At 72.0% G+C, this 22,912-nt stretch carries 17 protein-coding genes; 8 read left to right on the forward strand and 9 right to left on the reverse strand.

All coding sequences use genetic code 11. The annotated features are described in order from the left end of the window. Positions 1-10: 10 nt before the first annotated feature. On the reverse strand, positions 11-955 hold the full coding sequence (locus ACFY0D_RS09030) for a GDP-L-fucose synthase family protein (RefSeq protein WP_390797668.1): 945 nt from the start codon (positions 953-955) through the stop codon (positions 11-13). A gap of 467 nt (positions 956-1,422) precedes the next feature. On the opposite strand from ACFY0D_RS09030, the gene gmd reads away from it, so the two are divergent. From gmd to ACFY0D_RS09050, 4 genes are all read left to right on the forward strand, one after another. Further along, the gene (gmd, locus tag ACFY0D_RS09035) at positions 1,423-2,436 is read left to right on the forward strand and encodes a GDP-mannose 4,6-dehydratase (protein ID WP_189742990.1); all 1,014 of its coding nucleotides are present in this window, start codon (positions 1,423-1,425) and stop codon (positions 2,434-2,436) included. A gap of 246 nt (positions 2,437-2,682) precedes the next feature. Then, complete coding sequence (locus ACFY0D_RS09040) at positions 2,683-5,466, forward strand: DNRLRE domain-containing protein (protein WP_390797669.1); 2,784 nt, start codon at positions 2,683-2,685, stop codon at positions 5,464-5,466. Between the two features lie 96 nt (positions 5,467-5,562). Continuing rightward, positions 5,563-6,234, forward strand: a complete 672-nt coding sequence (locus tag ACFY0D_RS09045) for a hypothetical protein (RefSeq protein WP_390797670.1) — start codon at positions 5,563-5,565, stop codon at positions 6,232-6,234. 108 nt (positions 6,235-6,342) lie between these two features. Then, positions 6,343-6,561, forward strand: a complete 219-nt coding sequence (locus tag ACFY0D_RS09050; RefSeq protein ID WP_301366384.1) for a DUF6458 family protein — start codon at positions 6,343-6,345, stop codon at positions 6,559-6,561. On the opposite strand, the gene ACFY0D_RS09055 is transcribed toward ACFY0D_RS09050, so the two are convergent. Together ACFY0D_RS09055 and ACFY0D_RS09060 are read right to left on the reverse strand one after the other, a co-directional pair. Further along, positions 6,554-7,675 (reverse strand): glycosyltransferase, encoded by a 1,122-nt coding sequence (locus ACFY0D_RS09055; RefSeq protein WP_390797765.1) that lies wholly within the window; start codon positions 7,673-7,675, stop codon positions 6,554-6,556. The two genes, ACFY0D_RS09050 and ACFY0D_RS09055, sit on opposite strands and share 8 nt — an antisense overlap. A gap of 8 nt (positions 7,676-7,683) precedes the next feature. Further along, positions 7,684-8,223 (reverse strand): WcaF family extracellular polysaccharide biosynthesis acetyltransferase, encoded by a 540-nt coding sequence (locus tag ACFY0D_RS09060; RefSeq protein ID WP_390797671.1) that lies wholly within the window; start codon positions 8,221-8,223, stop codon positions 7,684-7,686. A gap of 121 nt (positions 8,224-8,344) precedes the next feature. On the opposite strand from ACFY0D_RS09060, the gene ACFY0D_RS09065 reads away from it, so the two are divergent. Beyond that, positions 8,345-9,868: a hypothetical protein gene (locus ACFY0D_RS09065; RefSeq protein ID WP_390797672.1), complete on the forward strand. Its 1,524-nt coding sequence runs from the start codon at positions 8,345-8,347 to the stop codon at positions 9,866-9,868. Between the two features lie 126 nt (positions 9,869-9,994). Here the strand turns inward: ACFY0D_RS09065 and ACFY0D_RS09070 are convergent, their stop codons facing one another. The 4 genes from ACFY0D_RS09070 to ACFY0D_RS09085 form a co-directional block, all read right to left on the reverse strand. Next, a complete protein-coding gene (locus tag ACFY0D_RS09070; protein WP_390797673.1) occupies positions 9,995-10,813 on the reverse strand; it encodes an alpha/beta fold hydrolase in 819 nt (272 codons plus the stop codon). A 171-nt stretch (positions 10,814-10,984) separates the two neighbouring features. Next, positions 10,985-12,220, reverse strand: coding sequence for a hypothetical protein (locus ACFY0D_RS09075; protein WP_390797674.1), 1,236 nt, complete (start codon positions 12,218-12,220; stop codon positions 10,985-10,987). After that, positions 12,217-13,983 (reverse strand): lipopolysaccharide biosynthesis protein, encoded by a 1,767-nt coding sequence (locus tag ACFY0D_RS09080; RefSeq protein ID WP_390797675.1) that lies wholly within the window; start codon positions 13,981-13,983, stop codon positions 12,217-12,219. Before ACFY0D_RS09080 ends, ACFY0D_RS09075 begins: the two co-directional genes overlap by 4 nt. Further along, positions 13,980-15,191 (reverse strand): glycosyltransferase, encoded by a 1,212-nt coding sequence (locus ACFY0D_RS09085; protein WP_390797766.1) that lies wholly within the window; start codon positions 15,189-15,191, stop codon positions 13,980-13,982. The genes ACFY0D_RS09080 and ACFY0D_RS09085 overlap by 4 nt, the downstream gene beginning before the upstream one ends. A gap of 150 nt (positions 15,192-15,341) precedes the next feature. On the opposite strand from ACFY0D_RS09085, the gene ACFY0D_RS09090 reads away from it, so the two are divergent. Continuing rightward, complete coding sequence (locus tag ACFY0D_RS09090; RefSeq protein ID WP_390797676.1) at positions 15,342-15,845, forward strand: adenylyltransferase/cytidyltransferase family protein; 504 nt, start codon at positions 15,342-15,344, stop codon at positions 15,843-15,845. Here ACFY0D_RS09090 and ACFY0D_RS09095 read toward each other — a convergent pair. Together ACFY0D_RS09095 and glgX are read right to left on the reverse strand one after the other, a co-directional pair. After that, complete coding sequence (locus ACFY0D_RS09095) at positions 15,826-16,548, reverse strand: CDP-alcohol phosphatidyltransferase family protein (RefSeq protein WP_390797677.1); 723 nt, start codon at positions 16,546-16,548, stop codon at positions 15,826-15,828. The genes ACFY0D_RS09090 and ACFY0D_RS09095 overlap by 20 nt on opposite strands. A 115-nt stretch (positions 16,549-16,663) precedes the next feature. Continuing rightward, positions 16,664-18,973, reverse strand: coding sequence for a glycogen debranching protein GlgX (gene glgX, locus ACFY0D_RS09100; RefSeq protein WP_390797678.1), 2,310 nt, complete (start codon positions 18,971-18,973; stop codon positions 16,664-16,666). 182 nt (positions 18,974-19,155) lie between these two features. Between glgX and ACFY0D_RS09105 the strand changes: the two genes are divergently transcribed. Together ACFY0D_RS09105 and ACFY0D_RS09110 are read left to right on the forward strand one after the other, a co-directional pair. After that, the gene (locus ACFY0D_RS09105) at positions 19,156-20,376 is read left to right on the forward strand and encodes an Ig-like domain-containing protein (protein ID WP_390797767.1); all 1,221 of its coding nucleotides are present in this window, start codon (positions 19,156-19,158) and stop codon (positions 20,374-20,376) included. Between the two features lie 189 nt (positions 20,377-20,565). Next, positions 20,566-22,860: a choice-of-anchor A family protein gene (locus tag ACFY0D_RS09110; RefSeq protein ID WP_390797679.1), complete on the forward strand. Its 2,295-nt coding sequence runs from the start codon at positions 20,566-20,568 to the stop codon at positions 22,858-22,860. The last annotated feature ends 52 nt before the right edge of the window (positions 22,861-22,912 follow it).

Here is a 22,912-nt window from a genome sequence, read left to right on the forward strand (position 1 = left end):
GCCTGTGCGATCAGCTCTGCTCGCGCCACCACTTGTACGTGGCGGCGATGCCGTCCCGCAGCGGGACGGCGGGCTTCCAGCCGAGCGACGTCAGGCGGCTCACGTCCAGCAGCTTGCGCGGGGTCCCGTCCGGCTTGGACGTGTCCCAGGCGAGCCGGCCGCGGAAGCCGGTCACCTCGGCGACCGTCTCGGCCAGCTCCTTGATGGTCAGGTCCTCGCCGCAGCCGATGTTGACGGGCTCGTCGCCGTCGTAGCCGTTCAGCAGCACGGCGCAGGCCGCGGCCAGGTCGTCCACGTGCAGGAACTCCCGGCGCGGGGTGCCCGAGCCCCACAGCGTGACCTCGTCACGGCCCTCGGCGGCGGCCTCGTGGAAGCGCCGGACGAGGGCCGGCAGGACGTGCGAGGTCTCCAGGTCGAAGTTGTCGCCCGGACCGTAGAGGTTCGTCGGCATGGCCGAGATGTACGAGGCCCCGTACTGCTTGCGGTACGACTGGACCTGGACGATCCCGGCGATCTTCGCGAGGGCGTAGGCCTCGTTCGTCGGCTCCAGCGGGCCGGTCAGCAGGGCGTCCTCGCGGATCGGCTGCGGGGCCAGCTTCGGGTAGATGCAGGACGATCCCAGGAACAGCAGCCGGCCCACGCCGGCGGCGTGCGCGCCGCCGATCACGCTGAGCTGGATCTGCAGGTTCTCCTCCAGGAACTGCACCGGGTACGTGCTGTTGGCCATGATCCCGCCGACCTTGGCGGCGGCCAGCACCACGGCGTCCGGGCGGACGTCCTTCAGGTACGCGGCGGTCGCGGCGGCGTCGCGCAGGTCGAGGTCGGCGCGGCCCCGGGTGAGCACCTCATGGCCGTCGGCGGTGAGCCGCCGGGCGACCGCGGACCCCACGAGGCCGCGGTGACCCGCGACGAAGACACGGGCGTTCGGGGGCAGGAGCGGCAGCGAACTTGTCATACCGCCGATGATGCCAGTCCGCTCCGGCGGGGGCGGCAGTGGTCCACGGCCCGAGCCCGCGCCGCCGGCGCGGCCCCGGCCGCGGCGGACCTCACGGTCCAGGGCGACGGCTCGCGCCCGGCCGTGCCCCGCTGCCCGGGCCCGGCCGTGGGCGGCGGCCCGGCATCGGTCGTCGACCCGCATCCGGCGGACCTGACGGTGCCGGCGGTGGCCGACAGCCGGCACCCGGCCGTCGGGCCGTTCGGGATCTCGGCCGGCTCCGGAACCGGGGGCGTGCCGGGCGGCGTCAGGACCACGAGACGGCGGGCGCCCCGCAGGGGGCGTCCGGGGCGGCCGTGTACGGTACGCATCCAGCCCCCTGGCCGCGACCCGACCCTTCGGCGTGCCGCCCCGCAGGGCCCGGCTCCGCACCCACCCCGAGGCACAGCCTCACCACGACCGACAGAAACCACCAGCAAGGGGACCCCATGGGCAAGACCGCACTGATCACCGGAGTCACTGGACAGGACGGCTCGTACCTCGCCGAGCTCCTGCTCTCCAAGGGCTACACGGTGCACGGGCTCGTGCGGCGGTCCTCCAGCTTCAACACGGAGCGCGTCGACCACATCTACCAGGACCCGCAGACCGCCAACCGGTCCTTCGTCCTGCACCACGCCGACCTCTCCGACGGCGTCGCCCTCGTGAACCTGCTCCGCGACATACGCCCCGACGAGGTCTACAACCTCGGCGCCCAGTCCCATGTCCGCGTCTCCTTCGACGCCCCGCTCTACACGGGCGACGTGACCGGCCTCGGCGCGCTGCGGCTGCTGGAGGCGATCCGGGCCAGCGGTGTCGACACCCGCATCTACCAGGCCTCGTCCTCCGAGATGTTCGGCGCCACCCCGCCCCCGCAGAACGAGGCCACGCCGTTCCACCCGCGCAGCCCGTACGGCGCCGCGAAGGTCTTCGCGTACTGGACCACGGTGAACTACCGCGAGGCGTACGACATGTTCGCCGTCAACGGGATCCTCTTCAACCACGAGTCCCCGCGCCGCGGCGAGACCTTCGTGACCCGCAAGATCACCCGCGCGGTGGCCCGTATCAAGGCCGGACTCCAGGACCACCTCTACCTCGGCAACCTCGACGCGGTCCGCGACTGGGGCTACGCCCCCGAGTACGTGGACGCCATGTGGCGGATGCTCCAGCAGGACGAGCCCACCGACTACGTCGTCGCCACCGGGGTGGCCGCGACCGTCCGCGAGTTCGTCGAGTCCTCCTTCACGCACGCCGGTCTCGACTGGACCGACCACGTGCGCTACGACCCCAAGTACGAGCGCCCGAGCGAGGTCGACGCCCTCATCGGCGACGCGTCCAAGGCCCATGACCTGCTTGGCTGGAAGCCGACGGTCCTGGTGGCGGAACTGGCGCAGATCATGGTCGACGCCGATATCCGTCAGGTCGAGGACCAACTGGCGGGCGTGACGGTCCGCATCGACCGCTGAGGCCTTATATTTCCCCTACGGTTTGCCGTTTTCCGGCCATGCTCCGCAGCTCTGCAGGGGTATGGCCGGGGTAAACCTGCCGTATGTCCCTTGTGCACCCTCCATGCTGAACCTGTTGATTCCAAGTTGGTATGCAATGGGTCAAGAGAGGTGACCGGGCCTTCAAGTGAGCCCTAGTCTGCGCCAGTACATATGGCTGTTCGGATAGTTCCAGCCATCAAACCGGGCAATCGCCCTGGGGGGCTCATGCGTAGATCCAGAGGGCTGACTGCCGCCCTCGTCCTGTCACTGGCCGGTGCGGGCACCGGCATAGGCCTGGTGCTGATGCCTCAGGCGTCCGCCATCACGGCGCCGGTGGCATTCACCGCCGACGAACTGCCGACCTGGCAGACGAACGGCGTCGTCTGGGCGATGGCCCAGGCCAACGGCACCGTCTTCGCCGGCGGTACCTTCTCGGCCGTCCGCCCGCCCGAGGGCGTGGCCGGCGCGGAGCAGAATGCCGTGAACTTCGTGGCGCTCGACGCCGCGACCGGCAATCCCACCTCCTGCAAGCTGGCCTTCACCATCGGCGAAGGCACCGCGACCGTTCGTACGCTGGTCGTCTCGAAGGACAAGAAGACCCTCTACGCGGGCGGGTCCTTCGGCGCCGTCAACGGCACCCCGGTCTCCAGCCTCGCCGCGATCGACATCGCGAGCTGCACCCCCAAGGCATCGTTCCACCCGAGCTTCCCCGCCACCGTGCGCGCGCTCGCCGTCACCGACGACACCCTGTACGCGGGTGGCGACTTCACCACCGTCGAGGGCCAGACCCGCGAGCGGTTCGCCGCCGTGGACGCCTCCTCCGGTGCGCTGAAGCCCTTCGTCGCCAACGTCGACGAGCCGGGCCGCGCCGTCGAGGTCACCCCCGACGGCAAGAACGTGCTCCTCGGCGGCGACTTCTTCACCGTCAACGGCTCCAACAGCCACGCCCTCGCCGTGGTCAACGCCACCACGGGCGCGGTCACCAAGACGTACGGCAACATCCCGTCGAACTCGGTCGTCAAGGACATCTCCACCGACGACACCGGCTTCTACACGGGTCACGAGGGCTCCGGCGGCGGCGTCTTCGACGGCCGCATCGGCCTGCGCCTGAGCGACTTCACCGAGAAGTGGCGCGACCGCTGCCTCGGCGCCACCCAGTTCGTCCTGCCGTACGAGGGAGTGCTCTACAGCTCCTCGCACGGGCACGACTGCTCCACCGAGCTGGAGTTCCCCGACGGCAAGCGCAACTTCCTGCTGGCCCAGCCGACCAACCACGAAGGCGCCGCCCCCGCGCCCGTGGATGGCTTCGTGCGCGGACCCGGCAAGCTGGGCTGGCACCCCACGGCCAACGACGGCATGGACGGCACCGAGGGCATCGGCCCGCGCGTCATGGCCGTGGCCGAGAAGAACAACGTCAAGTACATGTGGGTCGGCGGTGAGTTCACCCTCATCAACGGCAAGCCGCAGTGGGGCCTGACCCGCTTCGCCTCCACCGGTGACGTCGGCGCCCCGACCACCCCGGTGGCCAGCGCCTCCAGCGTCAAGCCCGGCGAGGTCCAGGTCCGCTGGCGCACCAGCTACGACGCGGACGACAGCAAGCTGACGTACCGCATCTACCGCAACGGCTCCGCCACCCCGGCCGCCACCGTCACCGCCAGCTCGCTGGAGTGGGAGCGCCCCCAGGCCTCCTGGAACGACGCCACGGTCAAGGCCGGCCAGAGCTACACCTACCGGGTGACCGCGACCGACGCCGCCGGCAACACCAGCGCCCTGTCGGCCGTCGCCTCGGTGACCGTCCCGACCTCGGTCCAGTCCTACCCCAACCAGGTCCGCACCGACGGCGCCGACCTCTACTGGCGCTACGACGACGCGGTCAGCCCCTACGTCGCCGACTCCTCGGTGTCCGGCAACCGCAGCGGCGTCCAGCTCAACGCCCCCGCCCTGAAGCAGGCGCCCGGCGCCGTCTCCGGCAGCACGGCGATGGGCTTCAACGGGACCAGCCAGCAGGTGTACAGCGACCGCCGTCAGACGGTCGGCAACACGTTCACCATCGAGACCTGGTTCAAGACGAACACCACGCGCGGCGGCAAGCTCATCGGCTTCGGCAACAACACCGCGCGCAACAGCGGCACGTACGACCGCCAGCTGTACATGACCAACACCGGTCGCCTGGTCTTCGGCGTCTACAACGGCTCGACCCGCACCGTCTCCACGGGCCTGTTCGAGACGTACAACGACAACCAGTGGCACCACGTGGTCGGCACCCAGGGCCCCGGCGGCATCACGCTGTACGTCGACGGCCAGAACAAGGGCTCCCTGAACGCCACGAGCAACAGCAACATCGCGGGCTACTGGCACGTCGGCGGCGACAACCTCGCCAACTGGCCGACCCGCCCGACGAGCAACTTCTTCGCGGGTCAGCTCGACGAGACCGCCGTCTACCCGTCGGCGCTCACCCAGGCCCAGGTCAAGAGCCACTTCGACCTGGCCAAGGCGCCCACCGACACGGTCTCCGCGGTCAAGACGACCGAGGACACCTACATCAACCAGGGCGCCCCGAGCACCGCCTACGGCACGTCCACCTCGCTCGCGGTGCGCGGCAGCGGCTCGCTGTACGAGACGTACATGCGCTTCAACCTGCCGGCCGCCCCGGCGGGCCAGGTCCTGAAGTCCGCCTCGCTGCAGATCAAGACCAGCACGCAGGCGAACTCCGGCACCGCCGACACCGTGAAGGTGCTCCCGGTCACCGGCAACTGGACCGGCGCGGGTACCACCTTCAACACCAAGCCCACCCTCGGCACCACCCCGCTCGGCAGCATCGCGGGCGTGCCGGAGGGCTCCGCGGTGCACAACGTGGAGCTGGACACCGCCACGGTCTCCGCGGCGCTGGGCACCAGTTACGGCCTGGGCCTGACGAGCACGGGCACCGACCCGCTGTGGATCTGGTCCTCCGAGGCCACGGCGGCGGAGGGTACTCCGCAGCTGGTCCTCACCTTCGGCGCGAAGTAAGCGACGACAACCGAAACAACCGCCTGACGGCGTGCGGGGTCCGGCTCTCTGTGGCCGGGCCCCGCTGCACACCCCCTTGAGTACGGGAGCCATCCGATGTACCGACGCTCCGCAGCGGCTGCTGTCCTGCTGGCCGCCGCCCTGACGCTGACCGCCTGCAGTTCGGGCGGGGACAAGGCCGACTCCGGCGCCAAGCCGAAGCCCCCGGCCTCGTCGTCGGCCCCCGACCCGGCGGACGCTCCGCAGCCGTCGACCGACCCGAACGCGAAGCCGACCGGCCCCGTCCTGCCGGACGCGAAGATCACCCCGAAGACGGGCAGCTTCACGGCGGAGGAGAAGAAGTACCTGAGCGGGCGGGTCCCCGACAAGGTGGACCCGGCGTCCGTGCTGCAGGGCGGCCAGGACGCCTGCCAGCGGGTGCAGCGCACCGCGAAGCACGACAAGGACGCGGCGACCGGAGCCGTCATCACCGGCGAGATCCCGGGCGCCAAGGACGCGATCACCCTCCTGTGCCCGGACCAGAAGCCGATCCTCGCCGCGGCGGAGAAGGGCTTCCCCGAAGGCCCCCGGACCTCGCCCGCGGCCGGCAGCTACCGGGCGCTCACCCAGGCCACGAACTGCACCTGGGAAGCCAAGGGCAAGGACGGCGCCACCCTCGCCTCGGGTCCCGAGACCCCGCCCAAGGCGGGCGACAAGATCACGGCGACGATCCCGGCCGGCACGGCGGAGTTCAACTCCACGGGCTGCTACGCCTGGATCCCCGCGTAGCCGACCGCCAACGCCCCCGAGGACCGGACTCCCGGCCCCCGGGGGCGTTTTCGTACCCGGATCCCGGGTACCCGCGCGGTCACAGTCCCGACAGCGGAAGGCGGATCCATGGGCATCGGCGGATGCATCGTCCTGATCGTGGTGGGTGCCATCCTCACCTTCGCCAGTGACTGGGAGCTGGAGAGCGTGAACCTCGACCTGGTCGGCCTGATCATGATGGCGGTCGGCGGAATCGGCCTCGCCGTGTACACGAGCATCTACAAACGCCGCCGCACCACGGGCGGCGCGATCCCGGTGGTGGACGACCACCGCCGGGACGTCATCTGACGCCGCGGATGCCTTCGTAGACCGGGAGGAGGGTGTCGAGGACGGCGTCCATGGAGAAGGACTCCGCGGCCAGCTTGCGGGCGGACAGGGAGGCCTCGTGGTTGGCCGTCGCGTCCAGGAGGTTCAGGACGGCGGTGGAGACGCCTGCCGGGCCGGGGTCGACCGCGTGGCCGGCGCCGGTGCGGGCGATGTCGCGGGCCAGGCCGTTGGAGTGGGTCACGACCGTGGGGACGCCCACGGAGAGGGCTTCCAGCACGGACATGGGGAACGGTTCGTCCACCGACGGCAGTACATAGACGTGGGCGCGGCGCAGTTCGGCGAGGACCTCCGCGCTGGAGAGGGCCCCCGGGACCGTGAACCGGTCGGTGAGGCCCAGTGCCCCGATCCGGGCCCGTACGGCGGCCAGTTCGCCCTCGTCCGGGCCCGCGACCACGAAGTGCGCGTCCGGGTGGGCGGCGAGGACCGCCGGGGCCGCGTCCACGAAGTCCACCGGCCGCTTACGGGCCTGCAGGCGCGCCGAGTACAGGATGCGCGGCGGGCCGCTCAGCGGGGGCCGTTCCTCCTGCGCCGGGGTCCCGTTGACCAGGCGGACCGCCTGCGCCAAGGGCGGCGCGCCGACCACCGCGTCCAGCCCCTCCCGCTCGTGCGGGGTCAGGTACAGCACCGCGTCCGCGCCGCGCAGCAGCCGGCGTACCGCCACCGCGTCCAGCACCTTGGCCAGCAGCTTCCCGCTCGGGTCCACCATGCCGTGGGTCTGCAGCACGAGCGGCTTCCCCGCCCGCAGCGCCGCCAGGGCGACCGGCAGCGTCACCAGGTCCCGGGCCAGGTGGACGTGTACGACATCGGCGTCCCGCACCAGCCGGCCGGCCGAGGCCAGCAGGGCGGGCGAGGTCATCCCGCTGAAGCCGAGGGGGAGCAGCCGGCGGGCCGGGAACAGCCGCGCCGGAACGCCCTCCACGGACGTCGGCCACGGGTCGAAGCCCTCGCCGAGCGCGAGCAGCCGCGCCTGGTGGCCGCGGTCCTGCAGCCCCTTCGCGAGGTTCAGCGCGACCCGCACCGGTCCGCCGAAGGCGTGCGAGGGGGAGTGCAGGGTGACGGCGTGCAGGACTCTCATCGCGGCACTCACTTGGGCTCCTCCACCGGGCGGCGGTGCCCGTCCTGGGTCTGCAGGGTCAGTGCGGGAAGGTTCTTGTGGACCACCGAACCGGCGCCCGCGACCGCGCAGCGGCCCACCGTGACCCCGGCGAGCACGGTCGCCCGTACCGCCACCCACGCGCCGTCCTCGACCACGATCGGGGCGTTGCGGTAGCGGAAGTCGGCGGCCCGGTGGTCGTGCGAACCGGTGCACAGCATGGCTTCCTGCGAGACGCACACGTTCGCCCCGATGGTCACCGGCTCCAGGTTCAGCAGCCAGGCTCCCTCACCTATCCAGGTGTGGTCCCCGATGTCGAGCTTCCACGGCCACAGCACCCGCACCCGGTGCCGGATGAGAACGCCCTCGCCGATCTTCGCCCCGAAGGCCCGCAGCAGCGCCACCCGCACCCGCGCCGGACAGAACCAGCTCATGAACAGCGTGTTCATCACCGCGAACCAGAGCGCCTGCGTCAGCAGCCCGCGGCCCTTGTCGTACCCGGCCAGCGTGAAGGAAGGAAGATCCCGCAACTGTCGCCCCCATCCGCTCCCCCGGACTCCGTCCGGGGGGAGCCCCGCGCCGCCGCCTCCCCGGGCGTGGCCCGCTCAGACTAGACTGCCCGCGGACCAGGCACATCGGGTGGGGGCGGCAGTGACGACGGACATACGCAAGCCCTCCGCAACGCCGCCGAAGCGGCCCGTCGCGTCCCCCTTCGAGGACGAGAGCCTGTGGGGCCGGGCCACCCTCCCGCGCACGCTCCTCTCGCGCGCGCTGTCCGTCCCGCTCGCGCTCGGATTCACCGTCTTCCTGCCGCTGTTCGTCGCCGTCCAGACGGGCGCCGGCGCCCGCGACGCGGCCTTCTGGCTCCAGCTGCTGCTCACCATGTACGCGGGCGCGCGGCTCTCGGCGATGGTGCTCACCAGCCGCCGCAAGCTGCTGCAGGGCTCCTTCTGGCTCTTCGTCTACATGGCCATGGGCGTGGCCCCGCTCGCGCAGGCCGTCCTCGGCCAGGTCCCCACGCCGGTCGTCGGCCCGCGCTCCGACCTCACCATCGCCATCGGGCTCGTACTGCTCGGCTGCACGGCCTTCGACGTCGGCGTGCTGCTGGCCCGGCACCGGCCGGCCGGGCGCGCGGGCGGCTCCCAGAAGGAGTCGAAGCCCGTCATGGCGCACCGGCGCCGGCTCCAGCTCCTGACGATCCTGTCGTTCCTCTGCAGCGCCGTCTTCATCATGAAGCTGGGCGGCCCGGCGGTCTTCTTCTCCAGCCGCCAGGAGATCATCGCCGGCATCGAGGAGGCGGGCGTCTCCAACGGCGACGGCCAGGCGGGCCAGGCCCTGCTGCGCGGCTTCGGCACCGTACCGGCACTGCTCGCGCTGCTCCTGTACACCCGCTGGCTGATCACCTCGAAGTTCGCCCGCCGCAAGGTGTCGGTCATCGTCACGTGGGCGGCGCTCGCCGGCCTCAACCTGATCGTCAACAACCCGATCTCGAACCCCCGGTACTGGTTCCTGACGGTCATGTTCGCGCTGCTGTTCACCGTCTTCCCGGTGAGCGCGGCGATGTACCGGGTGGCGCTGTCGATGGCGGTGGTCGTCGCGCTCCTGGTCTTCCCGTTCGCGGACCGCTTCCGCTACGACGAGAAGAACTACCGGCCGGTCGAGACCACGTCCTTCCTGGAGCCCATGGCCCTCAAGGACTACGACCAGATCGGCATGTTCGCCAACACCATCACCTTCTCGAACTCCGGCCCCGGCCACTTCTACGGCCGCCAGCTCGCGGGATCGGTCTTCTTCGCGGTGCCGCGCGCGGTGTGGCCCGGCAAGCCGCGGGACACGGGCGTGATGGTCGGCCAGTGGATGGGCACGGTCAACACCAACCTCTCCTCCCCGATCTGGGCGGAGCTGTGGCTGGACTTCGGGCCGCTGGGCATGGGGGCGGGGCTGCTGGGCATGGGGTACGCCTCGGCCCGCGTCGACCGGCGCTATGCGAAACGGGCCACGCGCAGGAGCCCGCCGGGGAGCCTGATCTCGGTGGTGGTCCCGCTGGTCGCGGGCTACTCGTTCATCCTGCTGCGCGGACCGCTCCTGCAGGCGTCGGGGCGGGTGGCGATCGCGGCCCTCTGCCTCGCGCTGGTCGCGACCTACCGCACGGACAGGTCCACGACCCTGCGCTGACCGCGCCACCGCTTCCCGGGGCTGCGTCCCGGACCCCCGCGCCGCGAAGGTCCGGTATCCCTCTCGTCGTAGAACCGTGCGGCGAGCGTGGCCCGCCTGCCGTGGAACCGAAGTGTCCGGCTCAGCTCAGCCCAAGGGGGCGAGCCCGACGTTTTCCTTGAGGAACTCCGAGAGCAGGTGCTGCAGGACATCCGGTCGTTCCAGGTGCAGGTCGTGTCCCGTTCCAGGGATGCTCACGCCCACCGTCGCCGGTCGCTGTTGCAGCATGTCGTCGGCTTCCTGCGGGGGGATGATGCCGTTCTGGCCCAGGACGGCCAGGGCCGGACAGGAAACCTTTGCCCACTCGTCCCAGAAGGAGCGCCGGGTGTTCTCGGCCAGCGAGCCGACCATCACGTCACGGTCGAAGCGGGGCCACCATCCGCCGTCGCGTTCCTCCAGTCCGGCGGCCCAGCCTTCGCCGACCGGGCCTCCGCCGAGAAACCGGACGGCGGCTTCCCGTGAGGGGAACGGCGTAGGCCAGGAGTCGAGCCATCCACCGATCTCCGCCGGGACATCCGGAGGCGACCCTCCAGGTCCGGCCTCGACGAGTACGAGGCCGCGGATGAGTTCAGGGTGAGCGGCAGCGGTGAGCATGGCGGTGTTGCCGCCCATCGACTGACCCACCAGGACGGGCCGTCGCAGGTCGAGCTGATCGACGACGGCGACGACATCAGCGACGTAGGCGGCGCGGGAGAGATCTCGCGGGCGACGTTCACTGGCCCCGTGGCCTCGCTGGTCCATGGCGACGACCCGGTAGCGGGTGCTCAAGCTCCGAGCTGTCGCGTCCCACTCGCCCCCGTGCCCGGCCAGCCCGTGCAGCAGAACGACGGGCGGCCCCGACCCTCCCCAGTCGCGGCAGCAGAGTCGTACACCGCCGCGCACGACGACGCGCTCGGTCCATGGCATGCAGGTTCCTCCTGAAAGCAGGGGTCGCGGAAATGGTCGGACGGTCACGAGCGGGCCGCTTGTTCCCCGGTGTCCGAGCCGGGGCCGCGCAGCGCCCGGGATACGGCGAAAGGGCGGGGCGGGGAGCGGCCCCGCGCAGCGGGTCAGGCGGCGAAGGGCCGGCAGCCCGGTTCAGCCCGCGGCGGGGGTCGGCACGGGCTCGGGCTCCCGCGAGCCGGCGGCGGCCGGGAGGCGGGTGACGCGCCACCAGGCGGCCAGGGCCTTGAGGGCCGAGCCGGCCGCCAGGCCCCACGCGGCGCCCGCCACGCCCCACACCGCGTAGCCACCCAGCAGCAGTCCCACCGACAGCAGCGAGAAGACCACCTGCAACGACAGCGTGGCCTTCGGCGCGAGCACCCGCAGGGTCAGCAGCGCGCACGTGCCGAGCCCCATCACGGCGTACTGCGCCCCCGTGGCCGGCAGCAGTCCGGACGCGCCCGCCCAGGTGTCGCCGAGCAGTTCCCGGCCCAGCCGGTCCGGCAACAGGTACAGGGCCGTGGCCCAGCCCGCTCCGACCGCCGCCAGTAGGAGTCCCAGCGCGGCCGTGGCCCGGACCGTGGCGCGCTTGCCGCCGAGCCGCCCGAGCACCGGCGGACCGAAGGCGTTCGCGGAGTTGAACAGCACGTTCAGCGGCCCGAAGAGAGTGGTCGCACCCCGCAGCGCGCCGACGGCCAGCGGCGTCGCGAAGACGCCGAGGCCCAGGACGGCGAGCTGGCTGGAGCCGTTGCCCACCGCGAACTCGACCACGAACCGCTGCCCCAGGTGACCCCGCCGCAGGTACGGCCGCAGGTCGGCGCGGGCGCCGCGTACGTACGGCCGCAGCAGCCAGAGCCCCACGCCCAGCGCCGGCAGGGCGGAGAGCCCCCACGCGAGCACCAGCCGTCCCGCCGAGGCACCGTCGGGCTGCAGGGCCAGCGCCGCGACCACGCACACCAGCCGCAGGACGTCGGCGGCCAGCGCCCGCTGCGGGGCGCGCAGCGCGGAGAAGCAGTACCGCAGGCCGTCCTGGAGGAGCACCAGCGGCAGTACGAGGCCCAGCGCGAGGAAGGCGGTTCCGGTGGCCCCGGGGAGCGCGAGGCCCACGACCAGGAGCAGCGCGCCCACGGCGGCCGACGCGGCCGCGGTGAAGCCCACGGCCGAGCGGCACTCGGCGCCGAGTGCCGCACCCTTCTCCAGAACCAGGCTCTGGCCGACGTAGGCCATGTTCAGTCCGAGGAGCACGCTGAAGGTCACGTAGACCATGGAGAAGTCGGCGAACCCGGACGCCGAGGACAGCCGGGCCGCCAGCACCAGCACCAGGATGTTCGTGGCGCTGGACGCGGCCTGGTCCAGGACCGACGCGACGGCGGCGAGGCCGCGTCGGCTCATCTGCGGCCCATGCGGACGGTGCGCAGCGCGACGGTGTCGGTGCCGTCACCGGGGATGTGCTGTTCGGGCTCGGCCACTTCGTACGGGATCGGCTGGGGCTGCGGCACGGGCCGCCCGGGCTTCGGGGAGGTCCCGGGACCCCCGGTGGGGCCGGTGGGGGCCGGGCCGGTCTTGTCCTTGACGCGGCCGCGCTTCTCGCCGGGCAGCGGCGCGTGCAGCACCGCGCCGAGGACGGTGCCGCCGGCGCCGCTGATCAGTTCGCGGATCCGCGACAGGTCCGTGCGGTGCACCGCGCGCGGGTCGCAGACGACCAGGACGCCGTCGACGCGGTCGACGAGGGCCAGGGCGTCGGCGTAGGAGAGCACGGGCGGAGCCAGCACGACGACCGTGGAGTTGGGGGAGTCGGCCTCGGAGATCAGCCGGGTGGCGCGGGCCGAGGTCAGCGAGCGCGGGACGTTGCGCGCCCGCTCGCCCGGGATGAGGTCGAAGGATCCGGACTCCCCGGCGTCCACGACGAGCTGGCGTCCGTCGGGCCACTCGGTGTCCGAGTGGCGGCCGCCGCCGCTCGGGCTGCCCGGGGTCTGGCTCCAGCGCGGCCGGCCGCCGGCGTCCGTCGGCAGCTGGCTGGCCAGGACCGGGGTGCGCAGGTCGGCCTCGATGAGGAGGACGTCCTTACCGGTCTCCGCGAAGGAGGCGGCGAGGTTCACGGCCACGGCGGCGGCGGTCTCGCTACTGCCGCGCGGGGCGACGACGAGCAGGCGGCGCCGGTCGGCGAAGCGGGCGTCGTAGGCGAGGCGGAAGGCCACCGAGCGGTACTCCTCGGCGAGCCGGGGATCGGCCTCGCCGGCGGCGAGCAGCGGTCCGCCGCCCGTCCGGTCCCGGGGCAGGTAGCCCAGGACGGGGGCGCGCAGGGCCCGGGCGACGTCGCCCTCGGAGCGCGGCGCCGGGTCGAAGACGAGGCGGACCCAGGCGGCCAGCAGGCCGAGTGCGAGGCCTACGGCCGCGCCGAGCGCGAGCGACATGACGACGCCGGGGCCGTCGGTGGCGGTGGGCGCGGTCGCCGCGCTGGTGACGCGGCCCGGGGTCATGTCCAGGGCCTCAAGCTTGGTGATCTTGGTGTTGTAGCCGCCGACCTCGCTCTGCAGGTCGGTCTTGGAGGAGCTGGCGGCGTCGCGTCCGGCGCCGGCCGGCATCCGGGCGATCTCCTTCGACAGCTCGTCGAGCTGCTTGGCGATCGGATCGCGCTGATCCTTGTACCCCTTGACCATCTTGTCGCGGGTGGCGTCGAGGGCCTCCTGCCGCTTCAGCAGGTACGCCTCGGTCATCGTGTTGGCGCGCTTGGCGGCCTCCTTGGGGGAGTCCGCCGTGTACGTGAAGCGCAGGACCATGGTCTGCGGCGGGTTGGTCACCTGCAGACCGCTGCGCAGGGCGGCGAAGCCGGACGCGCCCACGCCGAGTTTCTTCGCCGCCTCGTTGGCTATGGAGGAACTGAGCGCGACCTGGCGCTCCGAGCCGATGTTGATCGCCTTGTCCGGGGCGAGGCTCGGGTTGAACGGGTCGTCGGTGGGTGCGCGCAGGACGACGTCGGCGGTCGCGACGTAGGTGTCCGCCGTGGAGATGCCGAGGTAGACGCCGCCCAGCAGACCGATGCCGATGCCCGCGCCGATGAGCCTGCGGTAGCGCAGGAGCTGCCGGAACTGATCTCTCAGGAGATCCGGTTCGTCGTCGGCCGGTGCCGCTGCAGGGCGGTTCGTCTCGATCACGGCCGGGGTCCCCCAAGTGCTTCGTCTATCAGTGCGTCGATGCGGGCCAGGCCCGCTTCGCGGCTCAGATGGGCCGCCACGTGGCGGGGTCCGGCCGCTCCCAGTGCGTCCGCGCCTTCCGGGTCCTCGGCCAGGGCCCGTACGGCCTTCAGCAGGGCCTCGGGGTCCTCCGGCGGTACGAGCACCCCTGCGCCCGAGCGTTCCACTTCCTGCGCGGTCCCGCCCTCCGCGGCCACGGAGGCGACGACGGGCCGACCGGTCTGGAAGTACGAGGTCAGCTTCGACGGGACGCTCATGTCCAGCACGGCGGCGTGCTGCGTGACCGCGAGCACGTCCGCCGCCGCGAGGATATCCGGGAACTCGCCGTCAGCGGCAGGGGGGATGATGTCCAGATTCGGCACATCCGACGCGAGATCGGACAGAGCCGCCCGCTGACTGCCGTCGCCCATCAGGACGAACCGGACGCTCGGATCCAGCCGGGCGGCGCCGACGAGGACTTCCAGGCCCTGCTTGAGGCCCATGTTCCCGGAGTGCAGGACGACGGTCTCGCCGGGGGCCCAGCCGAGGTGGTGACGGGTCTCTCCGCGCGGCTTGGTGGGCACCGGCACGTGCGACCAGTTCGGGACCAGGCGGATCTTCTCCGGGTCCACGCCCATGCCCACGACCCGGTCCACGAAGGTCTCGTGGATGACGCCGACGAGGGTGGCGCGCTTGAGGGCGTAGGCCTCGGCGCGGCCGGCGATCGCGGCGGCCTTGTCGCCGCCGCTGATCCCGCTCTGCGCGGCGGCGGCGCCCATCAGGTCCTGGACGACCGGGATGTACGGGACCTTCCACCGGGCCGCGAGCCGGGCGGCGAGCACTCCGCCGGCCAGGCTGGGCATCTGGGCGAGGATCGCGTCGGGCTTGGGCATCCGGGGCGGGGCCACGGCGCCGTGCAGCAGAATCGATCCTTCGAAAAGGGCCCGCTTCACGGCGGTCTGGCGCGGCGGCACGGTGTGCGCACGCCGGTGCACGGTGACACCCGCGCGCTGTTCCGTGCGCTGGAACGCCCCCTTGTACTCGGGTTCGAGCGACCATGCCGGGTAGTGCGGCATGCCCGCCAGGACGTGCGTCTCGTGACCGAGATCCGCCCAGTGCTCCGCGATCTGGGTGGCGTACGGGCCGATCCCCGCGTGCTCCGGAGCGTAATTGGTGGAAACCAGCAGCATGCGCCGCTGACCGGATCTGGACACCGTGCGTCCCCTCTTCCCCTGGATGATGCGCACGTCACCCTATTCGTTCACCCGCGTGGTGCGGAACGTGCACGCTATTGTCTGCTAATCCGCTACACCGGGGGGTGTGGCTGCTGGGGGTAAATGATGACGGAGCACGACATGTCCGACCTTGCTGCGCCTGCGCGCAGGCCGTATCGAGTCGGCTATGCGCCCGGCGCCTACGATCTGTTCCACATCGGGCATCTCAACATCCTCCGGCACGCCCGGAGCCAGTGCGACTACCTGGTCGCCGGAGTGGTCTCGGACGAGATGGCCGAGCTCGCCAAGGGGCGCCGCCCGATGATTCCGCTCGTCGAGCGGCTGGAGATCGTGCGCAGCGTGAAGTACGTCGACGCCGCCTTCGTCGAGACGGTCCCCGACAAGGTGGAGACCTGGAAGCAGGTCCGCTTCGACGTCATCTTCAAGGGCGACGACTGGCGCGGCACGCCCAAGGGCGACCGGCTGGAGAAGGACTTCGCCACCCACGGCGTCGACGTCGTGTACTTCCCCTACACCGTGCACACGTCCAGCACCCAGCTGCGCCGGGCACTGGACGCGCTCGCGGAACCGGCTCAGGCGCCGGGCCAGGTCACCGGCGAACGGCGCTGAGCTCCCGGAACCACTTCGCGAGGAACGCCAGCAGGAACAGCGCGGCGACCACGCCCAGTCCCGTGTACGCCCAGACGAACAGCTTCCCGCCGCCGAGCAGCAGGAACACCAGGCAGAACACCCCGTAGTCCACGGGCAGCAGGGCCACCGCGCGCGCGGTCGACGGCGCGGCCGCCGGGCTGCCGGGGGCCGGCTTCGGCTTCAGCTTCTCCGTCAGCAGCCCGCCGAAGAAGGTCACCACCGCGGCGAACTGGAAGCCCAGCGGCACCAGCAGCCAGCCGTCCGCGCCCGTCCCGTACGCGTCGGGGAAGCGGTAGAAGGCGATCAGCACGCAGGAGTGCAGTGCGGTGAGCTTGGCCGCGTCCACGACGTGGTCGAGCCATTCGCCGGCCGCGCTGCCGCCGCCGCGCAGCCGCGCGAGCTGCCCGTCGGCGGAGTCGAAGGCGAAACCGACGGCGAGGGCGGCCCACACCGCGATCCCCAGCCCCCACGAGGGGGCGGTCAGCGCGACCGCGGCCACGGCGGCGAAGCTGAAGGCGGCACTGATCAGCGTCACCTGGTTCGGGGTGAGCCCCAGCGCGTACGAACCGGCGGCCAGGTACCGCCCGGCGGGCCGGTTGACGAACCGGGAGTAGAGCGACACCCCCTTCGCCGACTTCTGCGCCCCGCGCAGTTCCTGCAGCGCGGTCGTGACTCTGCCCATGCAGGGACCCCCTCCGAGACGATGTCGAACACATCATCGCAGCACGAACGAGGGAGCTGGTTCCGGATGTCGGGGACGTCCGGAACCAGCAGCACGGGCCGGGCCGGTCCGCCGTTCAGCTCACCACCTTCAGCAGCAGCACCGACCGCGCCGGGACCGTCAGGGTCTGCCCGCCGCGGTGCCGGGTCCGGGGAGGATCGGACTGGGCCTCCAGGGAGGTGTCCAGGACGACCTCGTACACCTGCGCCCAGGGCGCCCCCGGCAAGGCCCATTCCACCGGCCGGTCCCCGGTGTGCAGCAGGGCGAGGAAGCTGTCGTCCGTCACCTGCCGGCCCCGCTCGTCACGGCCCGGGATGTCCCGCCCCGACAGGTACATCCCCAGCGAGGAGGCCGGCGCGTACCAGTCCCGCTCCGTCATCTCCGCGCCCGCCGGGGTGAACCAGGCCAGGTCCCGCAGACCGTCCGCGCCCTGCGAGCGCCCGGAGAAGAACGCCCGCCGCCGCAGCACCGGATGGGAGTGGCGCAGCGCGATCAGCCGGGAGGCCAGGGCGAAGAGCGACTGCCAGGCCGGATCCTCCAGCAGCGACCAGTCCACCCAGCCCGTCTCGTTGTCCTGGCAGTACGCGTTGTTGTTGCCGTCCTGCGTCCGCCCGAACTCGTCCCCGGCCACCAGCATCGGCACGCCCGTGGACAGCAGCAGCGTGGTGAGCAGGTTGCGCAGCTGGCGGCGGCGCAGCACGCCGATCCGGGGATCGTCGCTCCCGCCCTCCGCCCCGCAGTTCCACGACCGGTTGTCATTCGTCCCGTCCCGGTTCGCCTCCCCGTTCGCCTCGTTGTGCTTGCGCTCGTACGACACCAGGTCGCGCAAGGTGAAACCGTCGTGCGCGGTCACGAAGTTCACCGAGGCGTACGGCCGCCGCCCGCCCCACGCGTACAGGTCGCTGGAGCCCGACAGCCGGTAGCCGAGATCCCGCACGTCGGGCAGCGCGCCCCGCCAGAAGTCCCGTACGGCGTCCCGGTAACGGTCGTTCCACTCCGTCCACAGCGGCGGGAACGCCCCCACCTGGTAGCCGCCCGAGCCCACGTCCCACGGCTCGGCGATCAGTTTCACCCGCCGCAGCACCGGGTCCTGGGCGATCACCGCGAGGAACGGCGACAGCATGTCCACGTCGTGCATCGACCGGGCCAGCGCCGCCGCCAGGTCGAAGCGGAAGCCGTCCACTCCCATCTCGGTCACCCAGTAGCGCAGCGAGTCGGTGATCAGCCGCAGCACGTGCGGGCGCCCCGCGTGCAGGGTGTTCCCGCAGCCCGTGTAGTCGGAGTACCGCCGCTGGTCGGACTGGAGCCGGTAGTAGCCCCGGTTGTCGATCCCGCGCAGCGACAGCGTCGGGCCCAGCTCGCCCGCCTCCGCCGTGTGGTTGTAGACCACGTCGAGGATGACCTCGATCCCGGCCGCGTGCAGGGCCCGGACCATCCGCTTGAACTCCCCGACCTGCTGCCCGGCCGTACCGCTCGCCGAGTACGCCGCGTGCGGGGCGAAGTAGCCGATCGAGTTGTAGCCCCAGTAGTTGCGCAGCCCCCGGCGCAGCAGATGGTCCTCGTGCGCGAACTGGTGCACCGGCAGCAGCTCGACCGCCGTCACCCCCAGCCTCGTCAGGTGCTCGATCGCCGCCGGGTGGGCCAGGCCCGCGTAGGTGCCGCGCAGTTCCTCGGGAATACCCGGATGGCGCATCGTGAAGCCGCGCACGTGCAGCTCGTAGATCACCGAATCGGCCCACGGGGTCTTCGGCCGGACATCGTCCGCCCAGTCGTCGTCATCGTGGACGACCACGCCCTTCGGGACGAACGGCGCGGAGTCCCGGTCGTCCCGAACGGTGTCCGCGATGTACTGCTGCGGCCAGTCCCGGACGTGCGCGTACACCTCGGGGGGCAGGGTGAAGTCCCCGTCCACGGCCCGCGCGTACGGGTCCAGGAGCAGCTTCGCCGGGTTGTACCGGGCGCCCGTCCAGGGATCCCAGCGGCCGTGCACCCGGAATCCGTACCTCTGCCCGGGGCGTACGCCCGGCACGAACCCGTGCCAGATCTCGTGCGTGTGCTCCGTCAGGGTGCAGCGGGTCTCGGCGCCGGCCTCGTCGAAGAGACACACCTCCACCGCCTCCGCGCCCTGCGCCCACAGGGCGAAATTGGTGCCCGCGGTCCCGTCGGGACCGTGATGGAACCGGGCCCCCAGCGGATGCGAGGACCCCGGCCACACCGGCGCCCCCGGGCGCGCGTGCACCCGTAACACCTGGCCCCTGACCTGGCCGTTCGGCCGCTCCTTCAGTCGCCCTTCGATCTGCGGTACGGGCGCGGCCCGGCCGCTCCGCACCGCTTCCGCGGCATTGCTGACGGCTTCCACCGCCTCCTGCTCGGCTGCGCTCGACACTGCCCGCCTCCACGGCTCCTGGGTACCGGCGGGGGTAGGGGAGAGTGCGGCCCCGGCGTCCCGGCCTGGGCCCGCCCCCGTCTGGTCCTTCACACTGTTCTGCCCGGACAGTTCTGCCCGGAACGTGGCCCGCGCTCACGTTTCCCCCGCAGCGCCCGGTCGTTGGAGGGATCGTGACACTTCTGACGAGGCGGGCAGGGGCGGGCTTGGCCGCCGTGGCGGCGTGGGCGGGCCTGCTGGGCGGCCTGGCCGGATGCACCCAGGACGGCAAGGCCCCGGTCGAGATCCAGCTGCCCGGCAAACCCCGCTCGCCGGACGAGGCCATCCGCATCACCCCCGACGACAACGCGAAGGGGGTCCCCGCGGACGGACGGCTGTCGGTCACCGTGCCCGAGGGCCGTCTGGAGCGGGTCGTCGTGACCAAGGTGGAGGACGCGCAGCAGGAACAGGTCCCCGGCGCCATCGCCGACGACGGGCTCAGCTGGAGCCCCGACCCCGCGTCCGGGCGGCTCGCGCTCGCGGCCAAGTACACCGTGGACGCCGTCGCCCTCGACGGGCACGACCGCCGCCAGGCCCGCCACACCACCTTCACCACCTTCGTTCCCGAGGAGCGGTTCATCGGCTACTTCAAACCCGAGAACCGCTCGACCGTCGGCACCGGCATGATCGTCTCCTTCCGGTTCAGCCAGGCGATCGAGCGCCGCGCCGAAGTGGAGCGGGCCATTTCCGTCACCTCCGACCCGGGCGTACAGGTCGTCGGCCACTGGTTCGGGCGGGAGCGGCTCGACTTCCGGCCCAAGGAGTACTGGAAGTCCGGCACCAAGGTCACGGTGAAGATGGACCTGCGTGACATCGAGGGCGCGCCCGGCGTGTACGGCATCCAGGACAAGAGCGTCGGCTTCACCGTCGGCCGCTCCCAGATCTCCACCGTGGACGCGGCCGAGCACACCATGGAGGTCCGCCGGGAGGGGCAGCTGGTGTCGACCGTGCCGATCAGCGCCGGGGCGCCCAAGACCACCACCTACAACGGCAAGATGGTGGTGATGGAGATGTTCGACGTCACCCGCATGAACGGCCAGACCGTCGGCTTCGGCGGCGAGTACGACATCCCCGACGTCCCGCACGCCATGCGGCTCACCTCCTCCGGAACCTTCCTGCACGGGAACTACTGGTCCAGCCCCGACACCTTCGGCACCACCAACGTGAGCCACGGCTGCGTGGGCCTGCGCGACGACAAGGGCGGCGGCTCCGACACCCCGGCCGGCTGGTTCTTCGACCGGACCCTCGTCGGGGACGTGGTGCAGGTCGTGAACTCGCAGGACAAGACGGTCGCCCCGGACAACGGGCTGGGCGGCTGGAACATGTCCTGGGCGGACTGGGTCGCCGGCTCGGCCATCGCCTGAGCACGCCAGGGCGTGTCTCGTCGGTCGAGCCCGGCCTGATCGGCAAGACACCCCCTCGGGCGGCCCCGCCCGGGAGAGTGATCGCTGTGATCGAAATGCCGTAGCGCAGAGTGTCCCCGCCGCGCCCCGCCGAAGCCTGCCCCCAGCCTGTCAGGGCACATCAGGGCAGCAGGCAACGGACGGAGCGTCATGTCAGCAAGGAACTGGACCCTCGGGCTCGCGATCGGAGCCGTACTGGCCTCCGCCGCGCCCGCGGCCTTCGCGGAGGGTCCCGGTGGCGACCGCCCGGCGGCGGTCGCCAGAGCTCCGCTTCCCGGGGGGCTGGGGCCCTGCGTGCCGGGAGACTGCCCCGACCCGTACTCGGCGATCGGCACCGACGGCATCCCGAAGGGCCGGGACAACGGCATCAACATCTTCGCGGGAGGCGACTTCCGGGTCCGGGGCCGGGCCTCCGAGGCCGAGGGCCGGCTCGTCGTCCTCGGCGACTTCGACCAGAACAAGCAGGCGGGCGGGGACAGCCGCTACAACGTGGGCATCGTCGGCGCCGGATCGCTGGTGCCCCCGCCCGTCGGCGCCGACTTCCTCACCACCGGCGGCTCCGTCACCGTCGCGTCGGGCGAACGCCTGCTCGCCGACGGCGGAGTGGTCCGGTACGCCGGCTCCGTCTCGGGCATGGTGACGGGCCGCCCGGTCCGGGACCCCGCCGCCGTCACCCCGTACGCGGGGCTGCGCGACCGGCTCAGCGCCGCCAGCCAGTGCTACGCACGGGTCGACGGGCAGCCGCGCCGCGCCACCGGCACGGCCGTCAACAACGGCTACGAGACGCTCTTCACCGGCGACGGCACCTCCTCGCTCCAGGTCTTCAACGTCGACGCGAACCTGGTCGGCAACGGCGGCGGTCAGCAGGGCGTCCGGTTCGCGCGGATCCCGGACACGGCCACCGTGCTGGTGAACGTCCTGGGCGCCACCCGCACGATCAGCACGTACAGCGGCGGCATCCAGGACACCGCCCCCCTCAACGCCTACCGCGACCGGCTGCTGTGGAACTTCCCGGACGCCACCACCGTGAACCTGACCGGCGGCGGCCAGTTCCAGGGCAGCTTCCTCATGGGGCAGCAGTCCTCGGAGACCACCGTCACCCTGCCCGGCATCAACGGGCGCTTCTTCACCACCGGCTCCGTCACCCACGGCAGCAGCACGACCGGGGGCGGGGGCCAGGAGTTCCACTCCTACCCCTTCAACGGCGACCTGCCCGAGTGCGGCGGCCCGGCCCCGGTGACCGGCACGGTCTCGGTCCTCAAGCGGGACGCGGAGACGGGCGCGGCGCTGCAGGGGGCACGGTTCGAACTGTGGCGGGAGACGAACGGGAGGGACGGCCTGCAGGACACCGCTCCGGGCGCCGACACCCTCGTCGCCGAGTGCACGACGCCGGCCTCCGGCATCTGTGAGCGGACCACCGAGCCCGGCACCTACTACTGGCGCGAGACCGGGGCGCCGCCCGGCTACGACCTGGACGACACCGTCCACGAGCTGACCCTCACCGCCGCGAACGCCTCGGCCGGGGTCCGGTACGAGGCCGGCAACCGGCGCACCCCCGAGCCGCCGGACGCCGCCCGGGTCGTGCTGCGCAAGACCGACCGGGCCACCGGCCTCCCGCTGGCGGGAGCGCAGTTCGAGCTCTGGCGGGAGAGCAACGGCTCCACCGGCCTCCAGACGGATCCCGCGGGCGGCGACACCCGTCTCGACGGGGTCTGCGTGACGGACACCCGCGGCACCTGCACGGTGGAGCTGCCGATCGGGCACACGTACTACTGGCGGGAGACCGCCGCCCCCGTCGGGTACGAGACCCCGGCCGACCCGGCCACCCGGTTCGACCTGGACCGGGGTGACGTGACGGACGGCATCGTCGTCGACGTCGCGAACACCCCGGTGACCGAGGAGTACGAGGGCTCGGTCCGGGTCGTGAAGCAGGACGCCCGGACCAGGCTGCCGCTGCGCGGCGCGGTCTTCGAGCTGTGGCAGGAGACCAACAACACCCCGGGCCTGCAGACGCGCGGCAGCAGCGCCGACCGCCGGGCCGCCCCGGGCTGCACCACCGACCGGACCGGCGTCTGCAACTTCGGCCCGCTCCCCGAGGGCTGGTACTACCTGGTCGAGACGGCGGTCCCCGCGGGCTACGTACTGCCCGCCGACCGGGTCACCGGCCCGCTGCGCCTGGACATCGGCACCCCCGACCGGCGCATCGTGGTCACGCTGCGGAACAAGCCGGTCGACCACGGCAAGGACGACCACGGCAAGGGTGACCACGGGAAGGACAAGCACCCCAAGCAGCCGAAGCACCCGAAGGGCGACCACGGCAAGGGCAAGCAGCCGAAGCACCCGAAGGGCGACCACGGCAAGGGCAAGCAGCCGAAGCACCCCCAGCACTCCAAGCACCCGAAGCACCCGAAGCACTCCAAGCACTCCAAGGGCCCCCGGGCCTGACCCCTCGGCGGCCGCCCCCTCGGGATTGGCCTGATCACCTACCGTGCCCCGG

This window comes from Streptomyces sp. NPDC001502, assembly GCF_042894785.1.
Classification (GTDB): Bacteria; Actinomycetota; Actinomycetes; order Streptomycetales; family Streptomycetaceae; genus Streptomyces; species Streptomyces kutzneri.